19 protein-coding genes and 1 pseudogene are annotated in these 20,871 nt (G+C 62.6%); 15 read left to right on the top strand and 5 right to left on the bottom strand.

Translation table 11 applies throughout. The features are described from left to right. The first annotated feature begins 1 nt into the window (after position 1). The 6 genes from HV796_RS45810 to HV796_RS12665 all read left to right on the top strand — a co-directional run bounded on the left by HV796_RS45810 (position 2) and on the right by HV796_RS12665 (position 7,847). Complete coding sequence (locus HV796_RS45810; RefSeq protein WP_175226835.1) at positions 2 to 1,753, top strand: TnsD family Tn7-like transposition protein; 1,752 nt, start codon at positions 2 to 4, stop codon at positions 1,751 to 1,753. Between the two features lie 350 nt (positions 1,754 to 2,103). Next, complete coding sequence (locus HV796_RS12685) at positions 2,104 to 2,547, top strand: RDD family protein (protein WP_175226834.1); 444 nt, start codon at positions 2,104 to 2,106, stop codon at positions 2,545 to 2,547. A 292-nt stretch (positions 2,548 to 2,839) separates the two neighbouring features. Further along, positions 2,840 to 3,961 carry a fimbrial protein gene (locus HV796_RS12680; RefSeq protein WP_175226833.1) on the top strand — a complete coding sequence of 374 codons (1,122 nt, stop codon included), beginning with the start codon at positions 2,840 to 2,842 and terminating at the stop codon, positions 3,959 to 3,961. A gap of 106 nt (positions 3,962 to 4,067) precedes the next feature. Further along, complete coding sequence (locus HV796_RS12675) at positions 4,068 to 6,431, top strand: bifunctional acetate--CoA ligase family protein/GNAT family N-acetyltransferase (protein WP_175226832.1); 2,364 nt, start codon at positions 4,068 to 4,070, stop codon at positions 6,429 to 6,431. Between the two features lie 199 nt (positions 6,432 to 6,630). After that, positions 6,631 to 7,209, top strand: coding sequence for a sigma-70 family RNA polymerase sigma factor (locus tag HV796_RS12670; protein ID WP_175226831.1), 579 nt, complete (start codon positions 6,631 to 6,633; stop codon positions 7,207 to 7,209). Beyond that, positions 7,206 to 7,847 (top strand): DUF1109 domain-containing protein, encoded by a 642-nt coding sequence (locus HV796_RS12665; protein WP_175226830.1) that lies wholly within the window; start codon positions 7,206 to 7,208, stop codon positions 7,845 to 7,847. The genes HV796_RS12670 and HV796_RS12665 overlap by 4 nt, the downstream gene beginning before the upstream one ends. A 128-nt stretch (positions 7,848 to 7,975) precedes the next feature. On the opposite strand, the gene HV796_RS12660 is transcribed toward HV796_RS12665, so the two are convergent. The 5 genes from HV796_RS12660 to HV796_RS12640 form a co-directional block, all read right to left on the bottom strand. Continuing rightward, on the bottom strand, positions 7,976 to 8,479 hold the full coding sequence (locus HV796_RS12660) for an RNA polymerase sigma factor (protein WP_175226944.1): 504 nt from the start codon (positions 8,477 to 8,479) through the stop codon (positions 7,976 to 7,978). Between the two features lie 20 nt (positions 8,480 to 8,499). Further along, complete coding sequence (locus HV796_RS12655) at positions 8,500 to 9,006, bottom strand: DoxX family protein (RefSeq protein ID WP_175226829.1); 507 nt, start codon at positions 9,004 to 9,006, stop codon at positions 8,500 to 8,502. Positions 9,007 to 9,429: 423 nt separating this feature from the next. Then, on the bottom strand, positions 9,430 to 9,696 hold the full coding sequence (locus HV796_RS12650; protein ID WP_175226828.1) for a DUF4148 domain-containing protein: 267 nt from the start codon (positions 9,694 to 9,696) through the stop codon (positions 9,430 to 9,432). A 260-nt stretch (positions 9,697 to 9,956) separates the two neighbouring features. Next, on the bottom strand, positions 9,957 to 10,499 hold the full coding sequence (locus HV796_RS12645; RefSeq protein ID WP_175226827.1) for a hypothetical protein: 543 nt from the start codon (positions 10,497 to 10,499) through the stop codon (positions 9,957 to 9,959). 111 nt (positions 10,500 to 10,610) lie between these two features. After that, positions 10,611 to 11,435 (bottom strand): IclR family transcriptional regulator, encoded by an 825-nt coding sequence (locus HV796_RS12640; RefSeq protein ID WP_175226826.1) that lies wholly within the window; start codon positions 11,433 to 11,435, stop codon positions 10,611 to 10,613. Between the two features lie 407 nt (positions 11,436 to 11,842). On the opposite strand from HV796_RS12640, the gene HV796_RS12635 reads away from it, so the two are divergent. The 9 genes and pseudogenes from HV796_RS12635 (at position 11,843) to HV796_RS12595 (ending at position 20,823) form a co-directional block, all read left to right on the top strand. Further along, complete coding sequence (locus HV796_RS12635; protein ID WP_246355844.1) at positions 11,843 to 12,829, top strand: sugar ABC transporter substrate-binding protein; 987 nt, start codon at positions 11,843 to 11,845, stop codon at positions 12,827 to 12,829. Between the two features lie 5 nt (positions 12,830 to 12,834). Next, entirely contained in the window at positions 12,835 to 14,388 is a 1,554-nt protein-coding gene (locus tag HV796_RS12630) for a sugar ABC transporter ATP-binding protein (RefSeq protein ID WP_175226943.1), read from the top strand. Next, a pseudogene (locus HV796_RS12625) lies at positions 14,378 to 15,396 on the top strand (ABC transporter permease). Before HV796_RS12630 ends, HV796_RS12625 begins: the two are co-directional and overlap by 11 nt. A gap of 31 nt (positions 15,397 to 15,427) precedes the next feature. Next, complete coding sequence (locus tag HV796_RS12620; RefSeq protein ID WP_175226824.1) at positions 15,428 to 15,745, top strand: UxaA family hydrolase; 318 nt, start codon at positions 15,428 to 15,430, stop codon at positions 15,743 to 15,745. A 58-nt stretch (positions 15,746 to 15,803) separates the two neighbouring features. Next, positions 15,804 to 17,114 (top strand): UxaA family hydrolase, encoded by a 1,311-nt coding sequence (locus tag HV796_RS12615; RefSeq protein WP_175226823.1) that lies wholly within the window; start codon positions 15,804 to 15,806, stop codon positions 17,112 to 17,114. Between the two features lie 83 nt (positions 17,115 to 17,197). Then, complete coding sequence (locus tag HV796_RS12610; protein WP_175226822.1) at positions 17,198 to 18,238, top strand: aldo/keto reductase; 1,041 nt, start codon at positions 17,198 to 17,200, stop codon at positions 18,236 to 18,238. Between the two features lies 1 nt (position 18,239). After that, entirely contained in the window at positions 18,240 to 19,079 is an 840-nt protein-coding gene (locus tag HV796_RS12605) for an amidohydrolase family protein (RefSeq protein ID WP_175226821.1), read from the top strand. Between the two features lie 94 nt (positions 19,080 to 19,173). After that, on the top strand, positions 19,174 to 19,917 hold the full coding sequence (locus tag HV796_RS12600; protein WP_175226820.1) for an SDR family oxidoreductase: 744 nt from the start codon (positions 19,174 to 19,176) through the stop codon (positions 19,915 to 19,917). A 57-nt stretch (positions 19,918 to 19,974) separates the two neighbouring features. After that, positions 19,975 to 20,823 (top strand): ureidoglycolate lyase, encoded by an 849-nt coding sequence (locus HV796_RS12595; protein WP_175226819.1) that lies wholly within the window; start codon positions 19,975 to 19,977, stop codon positions 20,821 to 20,823. Positions 20,824 to 20,871: the final 48 nt, after the last annotated feature.

Raw genomic sequence — 20,871 nt, 5'->3', positions numbered from 1 at the left:
GATGATTAGCTATTTTCCGATGTTCTATGAAGACGAACTTCTTAGGAGTGCAATTGGTCGCCATCACAGGCACACACTCTCAAGGTCGTGGGGAATGACTACGCAGGGGCTTTACGGAAGACATGTAAATGTCGTTCCCATGGATTTCCCTAATCGCATGGACCTCTTCGTCGACAACGTGGGGCATTTAATAACCGAGACAGCAGATGACCTCGTCTGGAAGAGAACATTGCTTCCGTTTCACGCCGCGTTTGTCGGGACGGAACGACAAAGCCAACTCGTTGATGAGATGCGGAGTGACTACCCAATGCGTGGCTCGTTGTTCAGGAAAATTGGTCTAGGTGCCCAAAGGGTCCCGTTACCGGTCTACATGCGAACTTGTCGTGCTTGTCTTGAACGCGATACGCGAATTGAAGGGGAGGCGTATTGGCGTCGCGCCCATCAACTACAAGGAGTGCACTTTTGCACCATCCACAATCTGCCTTTGGTCGAGACCGACATTGAGGTCAGACCGATTGGGGGCGGTCGGCAACCGTCTCGCTGTGCAGAGCTGGACATGCCAACTCGTGACTATGTTGTGGGGTTCTCGGACCGCGACGAGGAGTTACTTTGGAAAATTTCGGAGCGTGGTGTCCGGTTGTTGGAGGAGAGGCGGAGTTTCACGCTCGAGGAACAACGGTCGACATATCGCGAAGGGTTACGACGCAACGGGTTCATGAGAAACAGCGATATGGTGGACAATCGTAATTTATCTCGCGAGTTTAAGAATTTTTACGGCTCGCGGGTCCTTCAGTTTTTGAAGTGCGAGGTGGACGAAACCTCATCATATAGCTGGATTCGAAAGGTTATCCGGGCTCAAGAGGGATGCCATACGCCAATACGGCATTTGCTGGTTGAAATCTTTCTAGAGTCGTGCGGGGCCAACGGTACACGTAGGCCCGTTATGCCGGCTGGGCCATGGCGTTGCCAGAATCCGACGGCTGAACATTACTGGGAGCCCACAATAACAAAGTATTCTTTGGGTAAGACTCGAAGGAATGCTAGGCCCGCCGGACGATTTCTATGCTCATGTGGCTATGAATTTACTGCCCGATTGGGCGAGCTCGATTCAACCGGTCAACCCGTCAAACTATATGTCACAAAACACGGTCATGTATTCAGCGAGAAAGTTAAAGCACTAGCCGGAGACGGTGTGCCTCGTTCGAGGATTGCGTCGCAACTTGGCGTGGGACTGGCAACCGTGCGCAAGATGCTCGGTGGGGAAACTCGACGGCGTAGTCATAATGGTAGCAGCGAGTCGGCGCTTAAGATGCGGAGTAGAAAACCCGAGCTTACCAGCACGAAAGTGCTGCAGGAGGAGCGGCAATCGGCTTCTATCAATTGGGCTTATTATGACGTACAACTATGCGAGCAAGTGCGCAATGCTGCAGCGAAACTGGCGTCAATTCAGCCTCCACAGCGTGTAACGAAGGCCTCTATTATGAAGTTTGTGGGCAGTCGCTCCTTCGCAATTCAGCTTAGGGACGGAAAGCTTCCGCTAACAGCCGACGTCGTTAGCCAGTCAGTCGAGACGGTTGAATCTATACAGTGCCGACGCGTGCGATGGTTATACGAGAATTGGCCCACAGGTATCCCGCGCACTCCGTGGAGGCTGGCGCATCGAGCGGGAGTACACGCGCACCGAAGCCGCGACGCGACGGCTAAGCTCATTGACGAATTGTTCAGCGGTTCGTGCCCCAAGTTGGCCGACTAGGTGGGCGAGCATCCGCGTCGCTCAGCGACCATAGGGGCTCCCGCTTCTTGTAGCGGCGGCGCCTGCTGAGCAACTGCGACGCGACGAGAAGGGCAACAGCGCCGGCGACCCTCGAATGAAAACTATGGCAACCCTGAGTGTATCGGGAAGATGAAGGCCCGCTGGAAAATGAAAACTATGACCCGACCGCAAGATTGCGGCCGTACGAGGAATCAACTACTTACGCTCGTTTCGAGTGAGAACTATATTTTAATGGGACATGAATTCGCGGCTTGCGTACGCAACGCCTGGCATCATCAAGTACGTTGTTCCGTCGGCATACCACAGCACCCACTGAGGACTGACCGGTAATGCGCTATGCAGCCTTCTCACAGCGCGCCCGCGCGCTTTTTATCGATTCGATCTGGTGGACGCTCATCGTCCTGTTCGTTCCACTGGGCCCGTCGACAGAAGACATTCTTGCGAACCCGGTGGCGTTCGGTTCGTCCGTCGTACTCTGGCTGTTCGTCGGCCAGTGCATTCCGATACTCGTCACCGGCATGCTCTGGGCTTCATGGGGTACTTCACCGGGAAAGCGTGCGGTACGGATACGAATCGTGGATGCCGTCACGGGAGAGCGGATGACCGCGAAGCAGGCGCTATTGCGTACATTCGGTTATCTGCTCACGTTCGCGACGTGCGGCGCGGGTTTCCTGTGGATACTGTTCAATCAGCGGTCGCAAGCTTTGCATGACCGCATTGCCCACACCGTCGTCGAACTGGAGCCGCCGCAAGTGCCGTTCGGCCGGGATTGAGAGCAGGTTCCGATAGCGATCTTTCAGGCGGAAGGCGAACCCCGCTACGCCGAACTATCAAAGCAAAGGATGGACGTCGTCAATACGCTTGTCGCAGCGCTTCGCCCCGTTTGGAGGCTCAAATGGTTTAGCTTCTTGTGGGGCCAAGCGGACGCGAGAACCTTTTTTTGATGCCACAGAATTCGCGGCACACATGCGCCGCGATCCATCGAATATTCGTTGTGGCGCGGTTTGTCTATTCTCATAGGTGACGCGTCGATATTCAGGACGCTTGCCAAAGGGAGGGCGTCCCGTGAACAACTCCATCGGTGCGTTGCGCGGTTCGCAGTTATGTTTGAGAACACCCTCCCGACGTACGCGGTTCGTTGCGACGTTGGGCCATCTGCGGCGTATATCGGTCCGGCTCATTGGCACAGCAGTCGTGGCGGTGGTGTTGCAGGTGGTCTCGCGGGAAGCGGAAGCGGGCTGTTCCAGTACAAAAAATCTGGGGACCCTATCGATTAACTTTCCTGCATCCATCAGCGTCCCCGCCAATGCGCCGGCCGGTACGGTGATAGCGACGGTCACCGTACCCGTGACGGGCGCCGCCGCGGGCGTTAACTATGCAACCTGTTCCGGCAGCGACACCTTGTATTGGGCTATCCGGGCCGGCCCTGTTGTTGCAAATCGGATAGGCACGACCTCCGTGGCGGGAATTGGGTACACGTCGTCACTGTCTGGCGGCGGGTTTGGCAGCAGTATCGCGATGGATTCGGGATGGAGCAACGCCGCGACACCAGGCGGACCCGCGAGCCCCACTTTTCAATCCCAGGTATCTGTCACCGCGAACCTGGTCGTAACGGGGCCCGTCGCATCCGGACCGCTGTCGCTCAATCCTGGCGGAGGCGCTGGACTGCCTAATCAGGTTGCTGCCTATTTCGTCAACGCCAGCGGGGGCACGCTGTTCAACGTTGTCGTGCCTGCGAATTCAAGCACGATCACCAGTTCCGCCTGCAGCGTGACAACGTCCGCTATCTCGGTCACGCTTCCCGTGATCAGTCCCAGCGCATTCCAGCGCGTCGGCTCGACGGCCGGCGCCCAGGCGACTTCGATCAATCTGAATTGCCCATCGTCCGTTGTTCGGATTTTCATCACGCTGACCGACAACACCACACCGGCCAACACCTCGAACAGTTTGTCGCTGAAGCCGAATTCGACCGCAAAAGGCGTTGGCCTCCAGATTCTGAATTCGGGAAACCCGGTGAATTTTGGACCCGATTCGAAGAATGCCGGGAACGTCAATCAATGGTTTGTCGGCACATCGAATGGTGGCGTAGTGAAGATTCCTCTCGTCGTGCAGTACCTGCAGACAGCCAGCCCGGTTGTCCCCGGAACCGTCAACGGGGCTGCAACCTTCACAATGTCATATCAGTAGCCGGCGCTTGAACCGCGCACGCGGACACGACTTCGCCTATCCTGTTGAAACACGCGCAGCCGGCACGTCTCTGCCGCCCACCGCGCTTTTGATTCGAGGAGCGCCCGTGACCGTCCGCAATCTCGATGCACTATTCCGTCCGAAATCCGTCGCCGTGATCGGCGCGTCGCACCGTCAGGGCAGCGTCGGCGCGATGGTCTGGAATCGCCTGACCGGAGGCGGTTTCGCCGGCCCGATCTGGGCAGTCAATCCGAAATACGACAGTCTGGATGGCTACGCAACGGTCGGCGAAGCGGGCGATCTGCCCGAACCGCCCACCGTCGCCATTATCTGCACGAAGCCCGCGAGCTGGCCGTCGATCATCCACCAACTTGGCGGCCACGGCACACGCGCGGCGATCATCGTCGGCGAGACACGCAGCGATGAGGACCGGCTTCATCTGAAGCACGCGCTCTCCGCCGCCCGTCCGCATCTGTTGCGGATTCTCGGACCCGCCAGCCTCGGCGTCATCACGCCCGCGTTGTGCGCGCATCTCGGCGCGCCGGCGTGCACGGTGAAAGCAGGTGGCGTCGCATGGGTCTCGCAATCGAACGCGCTGACCAACGCCGTGCTGGGCTGGGCCGACGCGCGCGGACTCGGCTTTTCGCATGCGGTCGCGCTCGGCGATGAAGCCGATGTCGACGCGGGCGACGTGCTCGACTATCTCGCCAGCGATGCCAGCACACGCGCGATCCTGCTCGAAGTCGATACGATCCACGCTGCGCGCAAGTTCATGTCGGCGGCGCGCGCCGCGGCACGCAACAAGCCTGTGCTCGCGCTCCGCTCAGGGCGCAGCGATCCGGTCGACGAGCTGTATACCGCCGCATTCCGCCGTGCGGGCATGGTACGCGTCGATTCGCTCGACGACCTGCTCGACGAAATCGAAACACTCGGCGTCGGCCGTGTCGCAGCCGGCACAGCGGCGACACTGATCACCAGCGACCGGGGTGTCGCCACGCTCGCGTGCGACGCATTTCGCGCCGCCGGCGACACCCTTGCGCCATGTTCCGAGCAGCACGCCGCGGCCATCCGCGATGCACTGCCGCGCGCGACGCCCGGCAACCCGCTGCTGCTCGGCGGCGACGCATTGCCCGAGCACTTCGGCGCCGCGCTTAAGGTGCTCGCCGAACAGCATGAAACCGGTACCGCATTCGTTGTGCATGCATCGACCCACAATGCGCCGGCGGAACAGGTCGCGCAGATCCTGATCGCCCACCAGCGTTACGCATACCGCGGGCTGCTTGCCTGCTTCTTCGGCGGTATTTCACTGGCGACACGCGATGCGTTGCACGCGCACGGCATTCCCGTTCACTCGACGCCGCGCCGCCTTGCCCGCGCATTCGCGCGTCTGGTCGACTATCGGCTCGGCCGCGAATTGCTGATGCAGACACCGGAAGGCTTGCCCGCACGCGTACCCGAGGCGGTCGACGCTGCGCAGGCGCAAGCGTGCGCAGCGCTTCAGGCAGGCGTCACCGAACTCGAAGGGGGCGAAGCCGCACGGCTCCTTGCGCATTTTGGTCTGGTCGCGCTATCGCCACAACAGGCCTCGAAATCCGGCATCGTCGATGTCAAGGTCGAACTGCGCGACGATGACAACTTCGGCCCCGTGTTCCGCTTTACCGCACCATCCGATGACGGCATCTCGCCGCCGCTGCGTCGCTACGGCCTGCCGCCGCTGAACCCGATCCTGTCGCGTGACATCGTGTCGAAATCAGCCCACGCGAGACAGATGGACCCCGAGCCCGTGCTCGCCGCACTGACGTCGGTATCGCAAGCAGTCTGCGATATTCGCGAGATCGTGGGCCTGTCGCTCGTATTGCGTGTGATGACGGATCGCGTGGCGGTGGTCGAACCGCGCATCCGCCTGTCCGCGACGCGCAGCCGGCTCGCCATCGTTCCGTACCCGCGCCGCTACGAGCAGACCTTCGACTGGCACGGCCAGCGGCTCAGCGTGCGGCCGATTCGTCCTGAGGACGAAGCGGCGCATCGGGAACTGATCGGAGCAATGACGCCCGACGACTTGCGTCTACGATTTTTCGGCGCGGTGCGCGGCTTCGACCATTCGCAGCTGGCGAGGATGACGCAGATCGACTACGACCGCGAAATGGCACTGATCGCGACGGTGCCGAACGAAGACGGCACGACGCGCACGCTGGGCGTCGTGCGCGCGGTTTCGGACCCTGATAACGAAACCGCCGAGTTCGCGACCGCGGTCCGTTCAGACCAGAAGGGCCGTGGTCTCGGGCGCCTGCTGATGCAGCGGATCATCGCGTATGCGAAAGCCCGCGGCACGCATTGGCTGGTCGGCGAAGCGCTGCGCGAAAACGCGGCGATGATCGGGCTTGCAAAGGCATGCGGCTTCACCGTCACGTCCACCGACGATCCGTCCGTCGTGGGCTTCAGAATGGCGCTCGACGAACCTGAAGAATAGTCCTAAGCCGTCAACATCCTTGCAATTCGCTTCCATTTGCGTGGTGGATGATTTTCAGGTCTACTTTTCGCGCCTATTTTTTCGCGCGGCGCTGTAACCGGATTGCTCCACCAGACGAACTAGAAGAATGATCGCGGAATCTTTCTGAAGGCCGCGCTGTAACAACGGGCACGGAAAGGAGCTGCGCGAGCAATCGTCGATGAGTCAATGCACTGAGGGACCTCACACACATCCGGTGGAGGAACGCTTGCGAACACTCTTCATCTGTTCGCTCGACGGCGACTCGGCCGCCTACCACGTGTTTTTGCAGGATCTTGCGAGACACGTGCGTGCGTTGTTGCGCAAACGCCTGCCGAATCTGCGTGACGATGTGGAAGACGTGCTGCAGGAAGTGCTGATCGCGATTCACAAAGGGCGGCACACCTACCGGCGTGACGAACCGTTGACCGCGTGGGTGCACGCGATCCTGCGCTACAAGCTCGCTGACTTTCTGCGCGCTCGCGCGCGGCACGAAGCGTTGCACGATCCGCTCGACGATTTCCCGGAGCTTTTTGCCGAATCCGAGATCGAGCCTGCGGAAATCAGGCGCGATCTCGGCAAGCTGCTCGATACGTTGCCCGACCGGCAGAAGCTGCCGATTCTTCATGTGAAGGTCGAAGGCCGCTCGGTCGAGGAGACCGCACGCGCGACCGGCCTTTCCGAACCCGCTGTGAAAGTTGGTGTGCACCGCGGACTCAAGGCATTGGCATTGAAAATACGTGGTGGTGGAAAAGCATGAATACCGAGAACCTGATCGAAGCCCTGGCCGCGGACGCCGCGCCGGTTGGAACGCATGTTGTCGAGCGGCGTATCGTGTCCGCGCTATCGATTGCGGCTGGCGGCGCGATCGCGGTGCTGCTGCCTGTCTATGGCGTAAGAGCCGATCTGGCGTGGCTCGTGGGCACGCCGATCTTCTGGGCCAAGATCGTGTTCGCGCTGACGATGGCCGGCGCGGCATTGCTGGCGACCGCGCGCCTGTCGCGGCCTGGCGTGGCCATCGGACGCGCATGGGCGTGGCTGGCTGTACCGGCCGCGACCGTCCTGCTGATCGCACTCGTCATCTTGTGGCTTGCGCCTCCCGATGCACGCGCGTCGCTGCTAATGGGGCGTACATGGCGCACCTGCTCGCTGAATATCGCACTGCTGTCGGTGCCGGGCCTGATTGCGATTCTCGCGGTCGTGCGTAGTCTTGCGCCGACGCGCTTGCGCCTGACCGGGGCGGCGGCCGGACTGCTGGCCGGCGCGATCGGCACGGCCGTCTATTGCCTGAAGTGCCCGGAGACGAGCGTACCTTTCTGGGCGACATGGTATTTGCTCGGGATCGCGATACCGACGCTCGTCGGGGCAGTGGTCGGAGAAAAGGTATTGCGCTGGTAATGGCGCGCGCAGCGGGCGGTGACAATGACGTCAACCCATCAACCGCCGCAAACCGGTGCAAACCGAAGGAAACCGAACGGAACTGAAGCGGCATCGCGCTGCAGTGTCAGCGCGCAACGCGATGCATATCACCGGGCGGGCGCCACGTCACGCGACAGCAAGGTGCGCAGCTTATGGCGGGCACGCGAAAGACGCGACATGACTGTGCCGAGCGGCACGTTCAACGTTTGCGCGATCTCCGCGTAGCTCATCTCATCGAGACCGACCAGCAGCACCACTTCCCGCTGGTCGGGCGGCAACTGTTGAAGCGCGCCGTCGAGATCGCGCATTTCCAGCCCCGCCGCGTGATGGCCGTCGACCATCAATTCATCCTCGACGATGCTTGCGTCGTCCACTGCGACGTGTGTTCTTGTGTTGGCAGCCCGAAGCACGTCATTGACGAACACGTTGTGCATGATCGTCATCAGCCATGCGTTCAGATTGGAACCCGCACGAAAGTTCGACGCGTACCGCAGCGCACGCTCGAGCGTGTCCTGGACGAGGTCGTCCGCGCGTTCGCGATTGCCAAGCAACGCGCGTGCGTAGCGACGCAGGCGCGGCACGTGGCACAGCATCTGGTCGCCGAAGCTCAGGTGCTGCGCATCCGGCGCGTTCATGGGTGATTTGCGCGCAACCGCTTGCCGATGTAACCGTCCACCGAAAACGGACCCGCGCCACCGAGGATAAGCGTCGCGAGGCATGCCAGATACAACAGATCCGTTTCGTAGCCCGGCGGCCCGAATTGCGGGCCCGCAGCCGTGACGGCCATCAGCTTGATCGATGTGAAGCCGAACTGCAGGTGAACGGTCAGCGTGGCGACCAGCAGCACGGCCGCCATCGGAATGCTGACCAGAGGAACGAATGCGCCGACCAGAATGGCGAGGCCACCCAGCAGCTCGATCAGAATCGTCGCCCACGCCATGAAATGCGGCGCAGGGACGTTCAGCGCGTGGAGAATGTTGGCAAAGACCTCGGGGTGCTTGACGATTTTCGCGTACCCGTGCGCCATAAAGCCATATCCGACGATCAGCCGAAGGGGCAGCGGGGCCCAGTACGCGGATTTCGCTCGGTCCGACAAAAACGAGCTGATTCGCTCGGTCAAAGGGCGGTTGTTATTCATAGCGCGATAACCTCTTCCATGTGGGTGAATGAACGGGTGTCAGCGGTGTGTTGAACACCCCTGTCTAAGAGTTAGTTCGTTCGGGAAGTGGATCGGGTTACAGCGCACGCGCGAGGCGGCGTGCATATCAGCTATGCGATTACGCGATGCCGCCAGGCGCAGAGGTCGATGAATGGCTCTCAGGAGCCGAAGAAGATATTGCAGTAGCTGACAGGTCCGACGCACGCATTCGCGTTGGTCGCGTTGCTGTCCGAAGGCGGCAGCGATGCGCAGGCGGAGAATGCGAAAACGGCTGCGGCCGCGAGCCATAATCCTTTGGAGCGGCGCGCTGTGTCGAGTATCACGCGCAGTCCGCGCCGACGTGATTCGCCGCGGACCGAGTGTCTGGCGATTGGGGTGGGATTGCGTTGCATGTCGGTGACCTCAATGCTTCATTGAGGTATCGGCGTCCGCCGTCGAGCGACCGTTTTGCTGTTCGTTCTTGGCGAGTGCCTTCTGTTTCAGATAGGCGACCGTGGTTTGATAGACCGGACTGACGTCAGGATACGAAGCGTCCGTCACGAAATCGAGGCCGTTCTGCTTCGCTTGCACCAGTTCCTGGTAGACTTCGGCGCGCGTCTTACCTTGCGCAAAAACGTTGGCTGAACTGAATGCTGCAAGCGCCATAGCGAACATCGCGAACTTCTTCATTTCCGTCTCCTTGACGAGTTGTGCGGTATGCAATCGGGTAAACATGACGCTTCGCGCAGATATTCCTGACAGCTCGAAAAACTTCGTGCGTGAGCGGCCGAATGGCGCGGGCAGGAAAAATATTTGTCGCGTAGCGTGCGGGCGCGGAATAACTTCGATGTGCGGCCGGTTTACCGCTAGCTAAGGAGAGGAGAAAACGCGTGGACCGGCGGCGCGAACGAGCGTGCCGCACGGTGTGGGCTGAACCCGGAGATGAACGCTCAGGCCGCGAGCTTTGCCGCGGCCTCGTCGATTTGCGCGCGCGACACGGCAAGCTCTTCGAGCCACGCATCCGCGTAGACGGCGCCTGTTTCACGCTCGAGCCGCGCGATGGTGGCCGCGCAGCGTACCGCGTCCTTCGGCGTCGCGATAAACGCCTTCACCGATTGCCCGCCTTTGAACGCCTCGAAGAGCGGCATGCGAATGTCGTCAGGCAGATTGCGCGTCCATTGATAAGGCTTGCCATTGAACGTTAGCGTCGGCGGCAGCGCGCGCTCTTTCTTCGCGGCAGGGATCAGCCCATACGAACGCGCTGCGTCACTGATCTGCTCGGGTGAATAGAGTTCGTCCGGCGTGATGTCGAACTGGCGGATATACGTTTCGATTGCCTGCATCGCCGCGGCACGATCGTCGCGCTTTTGCTGGGCACGCGCGACGATGCCGCGCAGTTCGTCGGCCTCATCGCTCGTAATCGTGAAGCTTGCCTGCTTCTGTTGAAGTTCGGTAAAGCGCTGGAATTCCTGATCGGACAGAAGTTTGGCCATGGCGTGTCGGAGCGGATGGAAAGCGTGCACGCGCCGATGCGCGTGCGGCGGGTTCTGAAAGGGCCGCCATTCTAACGCATGTGTGTGCGTTTTCCAGCGCGATTTCCACCGTCAAGGCGACGTGTGCGCAGCAGACTCGTCGTAAGCGCTGGGCTCGCGGAACATCGACATCGTCTGCACGATGTCGCGTAACAGGGCGATGGTTTCGTCGAGCGACGGTGCGACGTATTCGTCGATGCGCTTCAGGAACGGACAGGTCAGCGCGGCGATCGCCTGGCCCGATGAGCCGAGCAACGGAAAGGTCAGATCCGTGACGCCGAAAATCTGCTGGCTGTCCTTCTGCGAGAAACCGGCCGTACGAATACGCTCGCAGGCCGCTTCGAGCGCAGTGTGATCGATCGTCACTTCGCCTTTCACGGCGGTGTGCTCGGCAAGCATCTGCGTGCGCTGCTCGGCTGTCTGGAACGCGAGCATCACACGGCCCGAACCGGTATCGATCAGACCGACGCGCGAGCCCAGACGCACCGCGATACCCCACGTGCCTGGTCCATCCACTTGGGCGATCACCAGCAGATTGCCGCGGTCGTACACAGCGAGGTGGCACGACTGTTCCGCTTGCGCGGCGAAGCGTTGCATCAGCGGCATCGCTTCGGAAATCAATCGTTCCATCGGCGGGTGCCGATGCGCGAGCGCGTACAGCTTCAGGCTGAGCGAATAGCGGTCGCCGCCTGCCGAACGCACCACATATTGCCGCGCGACGAGCCGCTCGAGCATCCGGTACATCTCGCTTGCGTTGCGCCCGAGCAGCTTGGTGATTTCGGCGCGCGTCAGGCCGCCTTTCTGCTCCGCAAGCAGTTCAAGGATGTCGAGACCCTTGTCCAGCGCGGGCGCGCGATAACGGTCTCCGTCGTCCCTGTCGTCCACGTGTGCGTCCATTGTGACCGTCTGATGTCGATTTGTTCTCATCCCATTATCTAAGGAATTGGCGCGCGAACCGCCGCCGCTAGGGAAAACACGGACGGATGCCGCACCGCATATGCCTTGACTTGAAAAAGTTCGTATATGAATAATACGTTCATTGGTGAATGGTTGCTGCGATGAGTTGACATGCGGCCGACGCCAATCCACGAGAAAGCGCAGGACGAGAGTTCCCACAGAGCAGGCTGTTGCGCCGCAACGGCTGGCCGCTCGGGGTCTGGCAGTTCAAACAACGCAAGCACAAAGCATGGGACCGGCGTAGCCACGCAAACGGCTCACCCCCGGCCTACAAGGAGACAGATATGAGTTTCGTCAACGGGTCGAGCACGGCCCGCCGTTTCGTTCATTCGGCACTGTCGGTCGGGATGGCCGCCGCGTGCGTCGCCGGTCTTGCCGCGAGCGGCGCTGCGCAGGCCGCCGATGCCGGCAAGGTCGGCCTCGGTCTGCCGCTGCTGACGTCGCCGTTCTGGCAGTCGTATAACAACTACCTGCCGAAGTACGCGAAGGAGATGGGTATCGACATCCTCGCGCCGGTGAACTCGAACAACGACCCCGCCCAGCAGATCACCGATATGAACAACATGGTGAATCTCGGCGCAAAGGGCATCGTGGTCGGGCCGATCGATTCGGCCGCGATCAGCCGCGCGCTCGACTCCGCGGCGGCGAAGAACGTGCAGGTGGTCGCCGTCGACGTCGCGCCGACGCAGGGCAAGGTCGCGATGGTCGTGCGTGCCGACAATCACGCGTATGGCGAGAAGGCATGCAAGTACATTGGCGAGCATGTGAAGACGGGCAAGGTCGTGCAGATTGAAGGCGACCTCGCATCGGTGAACGGCCGCGACCGTTCGGAAGCGTTCCGCGCGTGCCTGAAGAACTATCCGGGCCTGTCGCTGCTTGAGATTCCGGCGGGCTGGAAGGGCGATGTCGCGGCAAGCGCGCTCGATAGTCTGCTCACCGCGAATCCGGATGTGAAGGCGATCTACATGCAGGCGGGCGGTGTCTATCTCGCCCCCACGCTGCAAACGCTGCGCCGCAAGCAGATGCTGTTTCCGGCCGGCGATCCGAAGCACGTCGTGATCGTCAGCAACGACGGCATTCCGCAGGAGTTCGATGCGATCCGCAAGGGCGAGATCGACGCGACCGTGTCGCAACCGGCCGACCTGTACGCGAAGTACGGCCTGTACTACATGAAGGCCGCGCTCGCCGGGCAGAGCTTCAAGCCGGGTCCGACCGATCACGGCAGCACGATCGTGCAACTGCAGCCAGGCGTTCTCGAGGACCAGTTGCCGGCGCCGCTCGTGACGAAGGCGAACGTCGACGATAAGAACCTGTGGGGCAACACGCTGAAATGAGCGAGATGACGCACGGTTCGATCCCCTCGGCGTCCGGCGTACCGGCGTCCGGCGCGTCCGCGCCGGTCGTCGAAGCGCTCGGCGTTGGCAAGCGCTTCGGCTCGACGTCCGCGCTGCGCGACGTGACGATGCGTGTGATGCCGGGTGAGTCGCACGCGCTCGTCGGGCGCAACGGGGCGGGTAAATCGACGCTGGTGTCGATTCTGACCGGCCTGCGCAAGCCGGATACCGGCGAAGTCCGCTTCGCCGGCACGCTGGCGCCGCCGATCGCGGACCGCGATGCATGGCGCGAGCGGGTCGCGTGCGTCTATCAGCATTCGACGATCATCCGCGACCTGACGGTCGCGGAGAACCTCTTTATCAACCGCCAGCCCGAGCGGCGTGGCGTGATCGACTGGCGCTCGATGCGCCGCGATGCACGCGCGCTGCTCGACCACTGGAAGATCGATGTACGCGAAAATGCGCGCGCGGGCGACCTGACCGTCGAGGCGCGGCAACTGGTCGAAATCGCGCGGGCGTTGTCGTATGGCGCGCGTTTCATCATCCTCGACGAACCGACGGCACAGCTCGACGGCGAGGAAATCAAGCGGCTTTTCAGGCGCATCACCGAACTGCAGCGCGAAGGCGTGACATTCCTGTTTATCTCGCACCATTTGCAGGAGGTGTATGAGATTTGCCAGGCGGTCACGGTGCTGCGCGATGCGCGGCATATTGTCAGCGCGCCGGTGGCGGCGTTGCCGCGCGACCAGCTGATTGAAGCGATGACCGGCGAGCGCGGCGGCCTGGCGGTGGCCGATGCGGCGTCGCGTGCGCCGTTGCCCGCGCACACGCCGGTCGCGCTCGACGTGCACGGTCTGACGGGCGCTGACTATGCGGACGTGTCGCTGCGGGTGCGGCGCGGCGAAGTGATCGGCCTGACCGGCGCGACGAGCAGCGGCCGCACGAGCGTCGCCGAAGCGATCGCCGGGCTGCGCAAATCGCAGCGCGGCGAGATTCGCGTGTCAGGCGCGCTGCTTCCGCTCGGCGACGTGCCGGCGGCGCTCGCGCACGGTATCGGCTGCGTGCCGAAGGATCGCCATCACGAAGGCCTCGTGCTGACCCAGTCGGTCGCCGAGAACGCATCGATGACGATCGCGCGGATGCTTGGCCGCTTCGGCATCGCGCCGCCCGCCAAGAAAAACGCGTTCGGCCGCCGGATGATCAACGCGCTCGGCATCGTTGCGCCCGGTCCGGAGCACCCGGTGTCGGGCCTGTCGGGCGGCAATCAGCAGAAGGTCGTGATGGCGCGTGCGCTCGCGACCGATCCGCAGGTGCTGGTGCTGATCGATCCGACCGCGGGTGTCGACGTGAAATCGAAGGAGGCGCTGCTGTCGGTGATCGACCGCGTGCGCGACGAAGGCAAAGCGGTGCTCGTCGTATCGGGCGAACTCGACGATCTGCGCACCTGCGACCGCGTGCTGGTGATGTTCCGTGGCCGTATCGCGGCCGAATTCGACGCAGGTTGGGAAGACCACGACCTGATTGCATCGGTAGAAGGAGTCAGTCTCCATGAAGAATAGCGTGCCAACCCCGGCGTTCGCATCCGCGCAGACCCAGCCGGACAATGGCTCCACGGCTGCTGTTATGCGCGCGGGCAAGCCGCGCATCGAATTCGCGCGGCTGCGCGATCTGGCGTTGTTGCCCGCGCTCGCGTTGCTGATCGTGATCGGCGCGTTCGTGAGCCCGAGCTTCCTGACGAAGGCGAATCTGATTAGCGTGCTCGGCGCATCGGCGGCGCTTGCGCTTGTCGTGCTCGCCGAATCGCTGATCGTGCTGACTGGCAAGTTCGACCTGTCGCTCGAATCGACCGTCGGCATCGCGCCCGCGATTGGCGCGATGCTCGTGATGCCGGCGGCGTCCGCGGGCTTTGGTCTTCAATGGCCGGCGGCCATCGGTCTGCTCGCGATCGTCGCGGTCGGCGCGCTGGTCGGCTTCATCAACGGCTTTCTTGTCGTGCGGCTCAAGCTGAACGCTTTCATCGTCACGCTCGCGATGCTGATCGTGTTGCGCGGGATGCTGGTCGGCGCGACGAAAGGCGGCACGCTGTTCGATATGCCGCCGTCGTTCTTCGCGCTCGCGACCACCATCGTGTTCGGTCTGCCGCTATCCGTCTGGCTTGCGGCGGCCGCATTCGCGATTGCGGCGTTCATGCTCCGTTATCACCGGCTGGGCCGCGCGCCGCGGGTATTCGCGTCGAGCGGGTCACTTGGGGTGTGTTCGTGCTCGGCAGCGTGCTGGCATCGATCGGCGGATTGATCGTGACCGGCTACGTCGGCGCGATCAACGCGAACCAGGGCAACGGGATGATCTTCACCGCGTTCGCCGCGGCCGTGATTGGCGGCATTTCGCTCGACGGCGGCAAAGGCACGATGCTCGGCGCGCTGTCCGGTGTGCTGCTGCTGGGTGTCGTGCAAAACCTGCTGACGCTCGCGCAAGTGCCGTCGTTCTGGATTCAGGCGATTTACGGCGCGATCATCCTTGGCTCGCTGATGGTGGCGCGGCTCGCGAGCGGCGAAGGACAGAACTAACAACGGAACCCAACGCAACATCCCCCACGGTATGGACCCCATGACAGACCCACGCCTGATACTGCTGAGCCCTGAGGACAACTGCCTCGTCGCGGCGGCGCGCCTTCCGGCCAATACCCAGCTCGATATAGAAGGCGAGACGGTGACGCTCGCCAGGACGATCGATCTCGGTCACAAGGTCGCGCGCCGCGCGCTCGTCAAAGACGAAAAAGTGCTGCGCTACGGCGCGGTGATCGGCCACGTGACCGGCCCGGTCGCGCGCGGCGAGCATCTGCATACGCACAACCTCGAAAGCGACTATTTGCCGACCTACACGCACGACGCAGGACACGCATTCGTCCACCATTGACCTGACGCGGCCGAGTGGCACACGAAAACGCCCTACAACCCGCCGCACATCCACCATCATGACCGACACTTCCGTCACACCCGCCGCCGCGCAGCCGATGCTGGAAGGCTATTTGCGCAGCGATGGCCGCAAAGGCATCCGCAACGTGGTCGCGGTCGCGTATCTCGTCGAATGCGCGCACCATGTTGCGCGCGAAATCGTCACGCAATTCCGTGAGCCGCTCGACGCATTTGATGATGCGTCGGTCGATCACGAACCGCCCGTGCATCTGATCGGCTTTCCGGGCTGTTACCCGAACAGCTACGCGGAAAAAATGATGCAGCAGCTCACCACGCATCCGAACGTCGGCGCGGTGCTGTTCGTGTCGCTCGGCTGCGAGAGCATGAACAAGCACTATCTGGTCGACGTCGTACGCGCAAGCGGTCGGCCTGTCGAGGTGCTGACGATTCAGGAGAAGGGCGGCACGCGCAGCACGATCCAGTACGGCGTCGACTGGGTCAAACAGGCGCGCGGCGAGCTCGCGAAGCAGCGCAAGGTGCCGATGGCGCTGAGCGAACTGGTGATCGGCACCGTATGCGGCGGCTCGGACGGCACGAGTGGCATCACCGCGAATCCGGCGGTCGGCCGTGCGTTCGATCAACTGATCGATGCGGGCGCAACCTGCATCTTCGAAGAGACCGGCGAACTGGTTGGTTGCGAGTTTCATATGAAAAGCCGTGCGGCGCGCGCCGACCTCGGCGACGAGATCGTTGCGTGTGTCGCGAAGGCGGCGCGCTACTACTCGATTCTCGGCCACGGCAGCTTTGCGGTCGGCAATGCGGACGGTGGCCTGACCACACAGGAAGAAAAATCGCTGGGTGCGTATGCGAAAAGCGGCGCATCGCCGATCGTCGGCATCGTCAAGCCGGGCGATGTGCCGCCGACCGGCGGTCTGTACCTGCTCGACGTGGTGCCCGACGGCGAACCGCGCTTCGGCTTTCCGAACATCAGCGACAACGCGGAGATCGTCGAACTGATCGCGTGCGGCTCGCATCTGATCCTGTTTACGACGGGCCGCGGCTCGGTGGTCGGCTCGGCGATCTCGCCGGTGATCAAGGTGTGCGCGAATCCGGACACGTATCGCAATCTGTCCGGCGACATGGACGTTGACGCAGGACGCATACTCGAAGGCCGCGCGACGCTGGAGGAGGTCGGCCGCGAGGTATTCGACGTGACGCTGCGCGTGGCGCAGGGCGGCCTGTCGAAATCCGAAACACTCGGCCACCAGGAGTTTATTCTTACGTACAAGACATTCGAGCCGGTCGGGCCCGCTTGCCTTCCATCCGGTGCGGCGTTGCCGCGACGGGTGGTCGAGATCGCGCCGCACTGAGCCTCACATCGAACCGCGATGCGGCGCGAATCAGCGGAAGGCGCCACGAGGCGGCGCGCGAGACAAGAAAGGAGACAGTGAGGATGACATCCGCAATCGATTCGAAAATCGCGCGGCGCCGCGCAATTGGCGGCCGCGCGCTGCAGGTGAGCGGTCTGGGCCTCGGCACCGCGCCGCTCGGTGGGCTGTATCGCGATCTGACGGACGAGGAGGCATTCGCTACCGTCGATGCCGCATGGGGCTGCGGCGTGCGCTTCTTCGATACCGCGCCGCACTACGGACACACGAAAGCCGAACACCGGCTCGGCGACGCATTGCGTCGCTATCCGCGCGGCGAGTATGTGTTGTCGACCAAGGTAGGGCGCCGCTTCGTGCCGCGCACCCACCCGTATGACGGCAGCGAAGGCTGGCAGAACCCGCTGCCTTTCGAAGCGATTTACGACTACACGCGCGACGGCATTCTGCGTTCGTTCGAAGATAGCCAGCAGCGTCTCGGCATTATCGATATCGACATTCTGCTGATTCACGATATCGGCCGCCTGACGCACGGCGACAAGAATCCGTTTTACTGGAAGCAGCTCACTGACGGCGGCGGGTTCCGCGCGCTGGACGAGTTGCGTTCGGCGGGTGTCGTCAAGGCGATCGGCCTGGGCGTCAACGAAGGGCAAGCGATCCTCGACATGATGGGCGAGTTCGAGATCGATTGCGCGTTACTCGCGGGCCGCTACACGTTGCTCGAACAGCAGACGTTGAACGACCTGCTGCCGACCTGCCAGAAGCGCAATGTCAGCATCCTGCTTGGCGGCGCGTTCAATTCGGGCATTCTTGCGCAAGGCGTGTCGGGCGATCTGAAATTCAATTATGGCGCCGCGCCGCCCGAAGTGATCAAGCGCGTCGCGCGGCTCGAAGAAGTGTGCCGCACGTACGGTGTGCCGCTTGCCGCCGCGGCGTTGCAGTTTCCGTATGCGCATCCGTCCATCGCGACAGTGCTGACCGGCGCGCGCAGCCCGAATGAAATGCGCCAGAACGCCGAATCGTTCCGGCGGGCGATTCCTGCCATGCTGTGGCGGGCACTGCAGGACCAGGGCCTGATCGATCGGCGCGCACCGGTGCCGGAGGCGTGACGTGACCACGCCGCAGATCGACGCACATCAGCACTACTGGGACCCGGCGCGCGGCGACTACGGGTGGCTGACGCCCGACCTTGCGCCGCTCTATCGCGCCTTCGGGCCGGCGGATCTCACGCCGCTGTGCGAGCGCGCGGGTGTGGCACGCACGGTGGTCGTGCAGGCCGCGCCGACGGTCGACGAAACCCGCTACCTGCTCGATCTCGCGCGCGGCGAAGCGTCGATTGCGGGCGTGGTCGGCTGGGTGCCGCTGCTCGAACGTGACGCGCCGGCGCTGATCGCGGAGCTCGCGCGCGAACCCAAATTCAAGGGCGTGCGGCCGATGCTGCAAGACCTGCCCGACGACAACTGGATCGCGAACCCGGCCCTGCAGCCGGCGATCGATGCTTTGATCGCGCACGATCTCGCATTCGACGCGCTGATCTTCACACGCCACGTCGACGCATTGGAGACCTTCGCGAAGCGCTTTCCCGCGTTGCGCATCGTCGTCGATCACGGCGCGAAGCCACCGATCCGCGACGGCAGCGCTGGCTGGCGCGCGTGGGCGGACGGCATCACGCGGCTTGCGCGTCTACCGCATCTGCACTGCAAACTGTCGGGCCTCGCGACCGAAGCGGCCGCGGCTTGGACCGAAGCGACGCTGCGGCCCTACGTCGACCATCTGCTGGCCGCATTCGGACCCGCGCGGTTGATGTGGGGTAGCGACTGGCCTGTACTGAACCTGAATGGCGACTATCTGCTGTGGCATTCAATCGCGACCACGCTCGTCGCCGCGTTGCCCGATGGGCAGCGCGACGCGATTTTCGGCGCGAACGCCACAGCGTTTTATCGTCTTTAACGACACAAGCCGCAATCCGCATCGTCAGGTCAGCGTCTATCGCGGGCGATGCGCGATTCGGTTCGAACCGGTATCAAACTGACTGGAGCCGCATATGACACAACGACTGGCCGGCAAAACGGCCGTGATCACCGCCGCCGGGCAAGGTATCGGCCTTGCGAGCGCCGAACTGTTCGCCCGCGAGGGCGCACGCGTGATCGCCACCGATATCAAACTCGATGCGCTCGCCGGCAAGCCGCTCGACGCGCGCAAGCTCGACGTGCGCGACGCCGCCGCGATCAATGCGCTCGCGAAAGAGTTAGGCCCGATCGACGTGCTGTTCAACTGCGCGGGTTTCGTGCACGCCGGCTCGATTCTCGAAGCAAGCGAAGAGGACTGGGATTTCGCGTTCGACCTGAACGCAAAAGCGATGTACCGGACCATCCGCGCGTTCTTGCCCGGCATGCTGGAAAAGGGTGGCGGGTCGATTATCAACATGTCGTCGGCGGCATCGAGCGTGAAGGGTGTGCCGAACCGCTTCGTGTACGGCGCATCGAAGGCGGCGGTGATCGGTCTCACGAAGGCGGTGGCGGCCGATTTCGTCACGCGTGGTGTACGCTGTAACGCGATTTGCCCGGGCACGGTCGCATCGCCGTCGCTCGAACAGCGAATCGCCGAGCAGGCCCAGGCGCAGGGCAAGAGCGTCGGCGACGTGCAGGCCGCGTTCGTCGCGCGCCAGCCGATGGGCCGGATCGGCAAGCCGGAGGAAATCGCGGCGCTCGCGCTCTATCTGGCATCGGACGAATCCGCGTTCACGACGGGTCACGCGCATGTGATCGACGGCGGCTGGTCGAACTGACCGGGGCGTCCGCGTCTTCATTTCGAATGTCTATTGAACTTACAGGAAACTGCAACGATGAAACTGCTTCGTTATGGGCCGAAAGGTCAGGAAAAGCCCGGCATGCTCGATGCGCAAGGCAAGATGCGCGATCTGTCGAAAGTGGTCGGCGACGTCGACGGCAGCATGCTCGACGATGCAAGCCTCGCGAAGTTGCGCGCGCTCGATGCGTCGACGCTGCCGCTCGTCGAAGGCAACCCGCGCATCGGCCCGTGTGTCGGCAAGATCGGCAAGTTCGTCTGTATCGGCCTGAACTACGCGGACCACGCGGCTGAATCGAATCTGCCGGTGCCGCCGGAGCCGGTGGTGTTCAACAAATGGACGAGCGCGATCTGCGGCCCGAACGATGACGTCGAGATTCCGCGTGGCTCGAAGAAAACCGATTGGGAGGTCGAACTGGGCATTGTGATCGGCAAGGCGGCGAAGTATGTCGACGAGGCCAACGCGCTCGACTACGTCGCGGGCTATTGTGTGATCAACGACGTGTCCGAGCGCGAATGGCAGATCGAGCGCGCCGGTCAGTGGGATAAGGGCAAGGGCTTCGATACGTTTGGCCCGATCGGCCCGTGGATGGTCACGCGCGACGAGGTGTCCGATCCGCAGAACCTGAAGCTGTGGCTCGAAGTGGACGGTCATCGCTACCAGAACGGCAGCACGAAGACGATGATCTTCGGCGTGAAGAAGCTGGTGTCGTATCTGTCGCAATGCATGAGCCTGCAACCGGGCGACGTGATCTCGACCGGCACGCCGCCGGGCGTCGGCATGGGCGTGAAGCCGTCGCCGGTTTACCTGAAGCCGGGTCAGACGATGCGCCTTGGCATCGAAGGGCTTGGCGAGCAGCAGCAGAAAACCTACGCGGCGGAATAAGCGTCGCCGCTTCGCGCGGGGCGACGCACTTCGCCCCCGCGGCGCCAC

This window comes from Paraburkholderia humisilvae (assembly GCF_902859855.1).
GTDB classification, from domain to species: Bacteria; Pseudomonadota; Gammaproteobacteria; order Burkholderiales; family Burkholderiaceae; genus Paraburkholderia; species Paraburkholderia humisilvae.
This window is presented reverse-complemented; position numbering and strand designations above follow the sequence as displayed.